The organism is Proteiniphilum sp. UBA1028 (assembly GCF_002316955.1).
GTDB lineage: Bacteria > Bacteroidota > Bacteroidia > Bacteroidales > Dysgonomonadaceae > Proteiniphilum.
In genome coordinates, this window is record NZ_DCEN01000040.1 from 13,556 (window position 1) to 21,095 (window position 7,540).

Consider the following 7,540-nt stretch of genomic DNA (forward strand, 5'->3'; position numbering starts at 1 on the left):
AGTGTGCATGTCTATTCGTAGTGGCAGGCTTGAAACAGCAAGAGGTCCCTTTGAAGACAAAACTTCAATTTTCTCTATTTTTTACGTAGGAAGATTCTTTTGTGTTGTAAAATTGAACTATCAAATCCAAAATGTGTAATTTTGTACCGGATTTATTTCGCAATTCACCAATAAGGTTATCAAAACCTCCACAATAAAAACCGTGTAACATGTCAACATTACGATTTAAAGCTGTAGTAGAAGCGTCGAAAAGAGTACCCGTCGAGATTGCCGTTCCCGGCCAGTTACCCTCTGAGTATTTCGGAAAGTATGTGTTCAACAGAACACAGATGGCGAAGTACCTCTCGAAAGAGACAATGAAAACCGTTCTCGAGGCGATCGACCAGGGAACCACGCTTCATCGTGAAATTGCCGATCATGTGGCAGCCGGCATGAAGATGTGGGCTATCGAAATGGGGGCGACTCATTACACACACTGGTTTCAACCGCTCACGGAGGGGACAGCGGAAAAACACGATTCGTTCATCGATTACGTGAACGGCCCCGACGGGGGAATCATTGAACGCTTCTCAGGCAAGTTGCTTGCTCAGCAGGAACCTGATGCATCGAGCTTTCCCAGCGGCGGCATCCGCAATACCTTCGAAGCTCGCGGGTATACTGCCTGGGACCCATCATCCCCTGCATTCATCATAGACGACACGCTCTGTATTCCTACTGTTTTTATTTCCTATACCGGCGAGGCCCTCGATTATAAAACACCACTCCTGAAGACCTTATCGGCTGTGGATAAGGCCTCTGTGGATGTTTGCAGGCTTTTTTATCCGGATGTGAAAAAGGTCTATTCTTTCCTGGGTTGGGAACAGGAATATTTTCTGGTAGACCAGGCATTGTATGCAGCCCGGCCCGACCTGAGCCTGACGGACCGCACCCTTATGGGGCACGAAAGTGCCAAAAATCAGCAATTGGAAGACCATTATTTTGGAGCAGTTCCCCCGCGTGTGGCTGCGTTCATGCGCGAAGTGGAGTTTGAAGCTTACAAGTACGGCATCCCTTTGAAAACCCGCCACAACGAAGTAGCTCCCAACCAGTTTGAACTGGCGCCTATTTTTGGGGAGACAAATTTGGCAGTCGACCAGAACCTGCTGGTGATGTCTCTCATGCAAAAGATTGCGACCAAGCATCATTTTAAGCTGTTGCTTCATGAAAAGCCTTTTGCCGGGGTAAACGGATCGGGAAAGCACAACAACTGGTCACTCTGTACCGATACCGGCATCGGCTTGTTTACACCAGGCAAAACGGCCAATGACAACCTGTTGTTTGTCACGTTCCTGGTGAATACCCTGGTAGCCGTTTACAAACATAATGCCTTGCTGAAAGCCTCCATCATGTCGGCCAACAATGCGCACAGGCTGGGAGCCAACGAAGCTCCTCCGGCAATCATCTCCGTATTCCTCGGGAAGCAGTTATCGAACGTGCTCGATAAAATTGAACACAGTTCGGAAGACAACGACATCACCGTGGATGAGTTGAAAAAAATGAAATTAGGCATCTCCCATATTCCGGAAGTACTGATTGACAACACGGACAGAAACAGGACCTCACCGTTCGCATTCACTGGAAACCGCTTCGAGTTTCGGGCGGTGGGTTCATCGGCCAACTGCTCATCAGCCATGACAGCATTGAATGCCGTAGTTGCCGCACAGCTGATTGATTTCAAAAAGGAAATCGATGCGAAGATGAAAAAAGGGATGAAAAAGGAGCAGGCCATCTTCGACACCCTTCGTCACTACATCAAGATGTCGAAACCTATCCGTTTTGAAGGGAACGGTTACAGCGACGAATGGAAAGAGGAAGCCCGAAAACGGGGCCTCGACTGTGAAACAAGCGTCCCGGTCATATACGACGCATACACATCGGATCAAACGGTGGAGATGTTTGAGAGCATTGGCGTATTGAACGAGAAGGAACTTCATGCCCGCAATGAAGTGAAATGGGAAACCTACACCAAGAAAATTCAGATTGAAGCACGCGTATTGGGCGATCTGTGCATGAATCACATCATTCCGGTGGCGACAGAATACCAGTCTATGCTGCTCGATAACCTCTACAAGATGAGAGCCGTCTTCGACAAAGAAAAGGCCGATAAATTATCGAAGGAGGATGCCGCACTGATCGAAGAAATTGCCGATCATATTTCTGCAATAAAAACGAATGTGGATGACATGGTGGATGCACGCAAGGCGGCCAATAAGCTGGAGGATGCACGTGAGAAGGCCGTGGCCTACCACGACACGGTTGAGGTATACTTTAATGTAATCCGTTACCACGTAGACAAACTGGAACTGATTGTGGATAATCAGATGTGGACACTGCCCAAGTACAGGGAGTTGTTATTCATCAGTTAAATCGCAACATAAACCGATGCATTGGACAAACAGTGAAAGAAGAGGCTGTCTCAAAATAAAATTTAACCTCCTGAGAAATGAATATTGGGATATGTTCTCAGATAGATTCCCAATAAAAAGAGGGTGAAATCACATTGAACACCCTCTTCTTTTCTAAACTAATCTTAAAACACAAGGCATTTTGTCAATTTAGTATTTTTTAAGATGCCGCACAACAAGGCATAAACTACTGGCTAACAGAGAATACTAAAATAATCTTCTCTAAAATTAAGGACAAATTATTTTTTCCCTTTCGTATGTTAGAGAAATTTATTTACCTTTGACGAATTTAAAACATATCAGACTGTGGACGCACACAACTCTGGAAACAAGCACATTATAAGCTATTAAGTCTAAATAAAACATAATTTTTAAAGCAATGAGTAATTCGGGATTTCAGACTATCGATTATGTGATAGTCGGAGTGTACATGGTTCTGCTGGTAAGTTTGGGCCTTTTTCTCTCCAGAAACAAAAAAGGACATGAAAAAACCGCAAACGACTACTTCCTGGCAGGAAACAAACTAACATGGTGGGCAGTAGGGGCTTCCCTGATCGCTGCGAACATTTCAGCTGAACAATTTATCGGGATGTCGGGATCTGGTTATAAAATCGGGATCTGCGTGGCGGCCTATGAAATTATGGCAGCTGTCACACTGATTATTGTGGCCAAGTTCTTATTACCTGTAATGTTGAAACAACGAATCTATACCATCCCCCAGTTCCTTCGTGAACGCTACAATGGCGGAGTAGGTATGGCTTTTTCAGTTTTTTGGCTATTTCTTTATGTATTTGTTAATCTCACCTCCGTAGCATGGCTCGGTTCTATAGCCATTGAGCAGATCCTTGGGCTGGAGGGGTATCGTATGCAGATAGTGCTGGCATTATTCATCATTGCCGGCGTCTATTCTATCTATGGCGGTCTTGCCTCGGTAGCCTGGACCGACGTGCTGCAGGTTGTTTTCCTGATCGGCGGCGGATTAATCACGGCCTACTTTGCACTGGAGGCTGTATCGGGTGAAGGTAGAGGAGCGTGGGACGGTTTGGTCATCATTTACGAAAAGTTAAAAAGTATTCCCAACGACACCCACTTTAATCTGATTGTGGATAAATCAAAATCGCCCGATGCATTCAAGGATCTTCCCGGCATCGCCGCAATTGTGGGAGGTGTGTGGCTGACCAATATCGGCTATTGGGGATTCAACCAGTACATCATCCAGAAAGGACTTGCAGCCAAAAATATTGGCGAAGCTCAGAAGGGTCTTATTTTTGCCGGTTTCCTGAAGATACTGATTCCTTTTATCGTGGTTATCCCCGGTGTTACAGCATTTATCATGTTCAATTACCCACAGGATATCCCCGGCATACAACAAGGATATTTCGACATGTCGGGATCGATCAATGTCTCTGACGATGCCTATCCCTGGCTGATCAGGAATTTTGCCCCGATCGGCATCAAGGGAATTTCTTTCGCTGCACTGGCGGCGGCAGTCATCTCATCTTTGGCTTCGATGCTAAACTCAACCTCCACCATCTTCACGATGGATATTTACAAACAGCACATCAAGAAAGATGCGTCAGACAGAAGGTTGGTGAGAGTCGGCCGTACCACAGCTCTTCTGGCACTGGTGATTGCCATCATCGCGGTGGAACCCTTGCTGGGAGGTTTGGATCAGGCATTCCAGTATATTCAGGAATATTCCGGATTCATCTACCCGGGAATTATTGTGGTATTTGGTTTAGGACTTTTGTGGAAAAGAGCCTCATCGAAGGCTGCAGTGTGGACCTCCATCCTTACTATCCCTATGGGGCTGCTGTTTAAAATAGCCATGCCGGAGATGCCATTCCAGTTCAGAATGGGTTATGTCTTCATCATTCTGTTCGTGATCTTTGTAGCCATCACATTTGTCGACAACACAAAAGTAGAAACAGAGAAGGCAGACGAAGCCGACAGGAAGAAGATGCTGAAATGGGGCAGAATCACTCTGTTCTTCGCGTTGTTTTTCATTCTGGCTGCAGCCATACATAAAATACTGCTTGTCAGCGGAAGCACCAACGAATGGATTCTCTACCTCGAGAACATTGGTTTTGAAGCCTTCTTTTTCTTTGGCTCACTCATATTCTCTGTCTCCCTCTTTTTGTTCTCGAACGCTAATTCACAATACAAAGACAAAAAAGCGGTCCCCTTCGAACTGGCGCTTTTCAAAACAGACAGGGGTTTTGCCATCGGTTCCTTTGGTATCTGCCTGCTGGTAACACTCATTTATATTTTGCTGTGGTAAGGCAGAGTTAGACAATAATATCGATTATTTTATCAAGCCATACAGCAACAATGCTCTATGGCTTGATTTTTTTTAACGAAACACTGATATGCGCAAAATCTTTATACAGATCATGTTCTGCATGTTACAATTGGCAACATACCTGACGGGACAAAATTATCCCGCCATAAACCACAACAATCTGTTTCCCGTCAGCACCATCACGGAAGAGGGTGCATGGTGCTGGTTTGCTGATCCACGTGTGATCCATTATGAAAACGAAAGCGGCACCATCAACAGTACCTATATCGGCTACATCGATGTACACGGATACATCAAAGCCACACAGATCGACCATTTGAAAAACAGGACGAGCGAGGTGATGATTCGCTCCTGCTTTCAACCGGATGATCACAACAATCCGACATTCCTGGTGCTTCCCGACGAACGCATCATGATCTTCTACTCCCGCCACACAGACGAACCCTGTTTCTACTATCGTGTATCACAAACTCCGGGCGATATCACCACACTCGGAAAAGAGAGAAAGCTGGATACAGAGCACAATACGACCTATCCCTCCCCTTTTATTCTATCCGACGATCCCGACCACATCTATCTCTGCTGGAGGGGAATTGGGTGGCACCCTACGGTTGCCCGGCTGACCATTCCGGATGAGAAGGATAATGTTGCATTCGACTGGGGTCCCTACCAACTAATCCGTTCCCTGAAAGGTGCGGGTGGCGTCCGGCCTTATGCCAAATACGCCTCCAACGGAAAAGATAAGATTTATCTTGCCTACACCACCACACATCCGGATAATCAGGCCGAGAATTGGATCTACCTCAATTACCTGGATATCCACACCAAAGCATTGAAGGATATCACAGGAAATGGGTTATCCGTAATTGGTGAGACGCAGCTGCACGAAGTAGACACCACCCCAGCTTATAAGGAGAAGTACCCTGATGCGGTGGTCGATGACACTCCCCTTCGAAACTGGATATGTGAACTGACACTTGACCATGACGAAAATCCTGTGATGGCAACAGTCAGTATCAGTCACGACAAAACGTCGCATGATTATTATCATGTCCGGTGGACAGGCAATGAATGGCAGAAAACATTCCTGTCGCATGCCGGTGGGCACTTCCATCAAACACCCGATATTGAAAAATGTTACAGCGGCGGCATGACCCTCGACAAGCACAATCCGCAGATCGTCTACGGTTCTGTTCCCGTGGAGGGCAATCAAGGTAAAAAATATGAACTGAAGAAATTCATTGTCGGCACCGACGGTAAATTGATCTCAACGGAACAGCTGACCCGTCATTCGCCGAAAAATAATGTCCGCCCATTCGCCATCGCGAAGAAAACAGCAGACCTCTCGCTTGTATGGATGCAGGGCGATTATTACGATTGGATTGTAAGTTCCGTGCGCCCACAGGGATTCCCCACAGCCATCAAAACAAATATGCTCCTTCCTCAGGACAATATCGACCTGAAAAAGGGGTTGAAGTGTCAGAACAGAATCGGAAAAGTAACTGCCGGAAAGAAAACGAAACTCAAAACGCCAAAATCCGGAACGTTCACCATTGCAGTCACACTATCGCTCGATTCGCTAGCGGAAAATGGAGAACTCTTGAATTTCGCCGGCCTCTCATATGGAATATATCCCGGAGAAATGCCGAAGCCTTACATAAGGTCGGGTGAAACAACGCATATAAGTACAAACGTACTGGGGAATTCAGACACATGGCAGCACAAAAACAGGGGTACCGACGGACAATGGTATCTGCCTGAAATAACTCAATCATTCCACCTAGCCATATCTTACGATGGCCAGAGATTGCGCACCTATATCAATGGACTAACGGATCAAATTCTTGCTATTGACAGGCTGTCGCTTTCGGATATTCATATAGGCGGATTCGACGGAGCTGTTGAAAATCTGAAAATCTACGACCGGGCACTCTCACAGGATGAGATAAAAGCAGGAGCTGAAGTACTTGGAGATTGTTGAAAACATCTTACTCCGAAAATATTTAAATAAATGAGCGATATGTGACAGATCGGGAAAACATCAATAATTTTATTTTATGTGTAGAAAAAACAAATGGCTACTTGTATTTTCAATTTTGTTAATTAACAGTTCGTGTGGAATGAATACATCAAAAGAAAAAGAAGAAATCCTCTCAATTATTCATCAAGTAAACAGCTTCTGGCAAAAGAATAATCCCGAACACGGTAATGCCTTCTGGCATAGAGCGGCCTATCATACAGGCAACATGGCGGCCTATGAAGTAACAGGGAACAAGAATTATCTTGCATTTTCACAAGCCTGGGCCGAACACAACGAGTGGAAAGGAGCCAAATCTGACGATCGTAGTCAGTGGAAATATTCTTATGGAGAATCGGATGAGTACGTGCTCTTTGGCGACTGGCAAATCTGCTTTCAGGTCTATGCCGATCTCTACAATCTTGATCCTGATGATCGCAAAATTGCACGTGCCCTTGAGGTGATGGAGTACCAGATGAGTACCCCGCAGAACGATTACTGGTGGTGGGCCGACGGGCTCTACATGGTGATGCCGGTGATGACAAGGCTGCATAATATCACTGGGAATAAACGCTATTTGGAGAAACTCCACGAATACTTTCACTTTGCAAAAGAGTTGATGTATGACGAGGAAAGCAGCTTGTTTTACAGGGATGCCAAATATATCTATCCCGGGCACAAGACCAACAATGGCAAAAAAGACTTCTGGGCACGAGGTAACGGATGGGTGTTTGCCGGTCTTGCAAAAACATTACAGGATCTGCCCGAAGACGATCC

Annotated in this window: 4 protein-coding genes; all 4 read left to right on the top strand. The window is 45.8% G+C overall.

Annotation, left to right across the window (positions count from 1 at the left end; all coding sequences use genetic code 11):
- Nucleotides 1-209: 209 nt before the first annotated feature.
- Nucleotides 210-2,405 (top strand): glutamine synthetase III, encoded by a 2,196-nt coding sequence (locus tag B3Z75_RS06685; protein WP_294068938.1) that lies wholly within the window; start codon nt 210-212, stop codon nt 2,403-2,405.
- 418 nt (nt 2,406-2,823) lie between these two features.
- On the top strand, nt 2,824-4,725 hold the full coding sequence (locus tag B3Z75_RS06690) for a sodium/sugar symporter (RefSeq protein WP_294068941.1): 1,902 nt from the start codon (nt 2,824-2,826) through the stop codon (nt 4,723-4,725).
- Between the two features lie 88 nt (nt 4,726-4,813).
- Nucleotides 4,814-6,727, top strand: a complete 1,914-nt coding sequence (locus B3Z75_RS06695) for a BNR-4 repeat-containing protein (RefSeq protein ID WP_294068944.1) — start codon at nt 4,814-4,816, stop codon at nt 6,725-6,727.
- Nucleotides 6,728-6,866: 139 nt separating this feature from the next.
- Nucleotides 6,867-7,540: glycoside hydrolase family 88 protein (locus tag B3Z75_RS06700; protein ID WP_294068947.1), on the top strand; the 674-nt coding region annotated here is incomplete at its 3' end.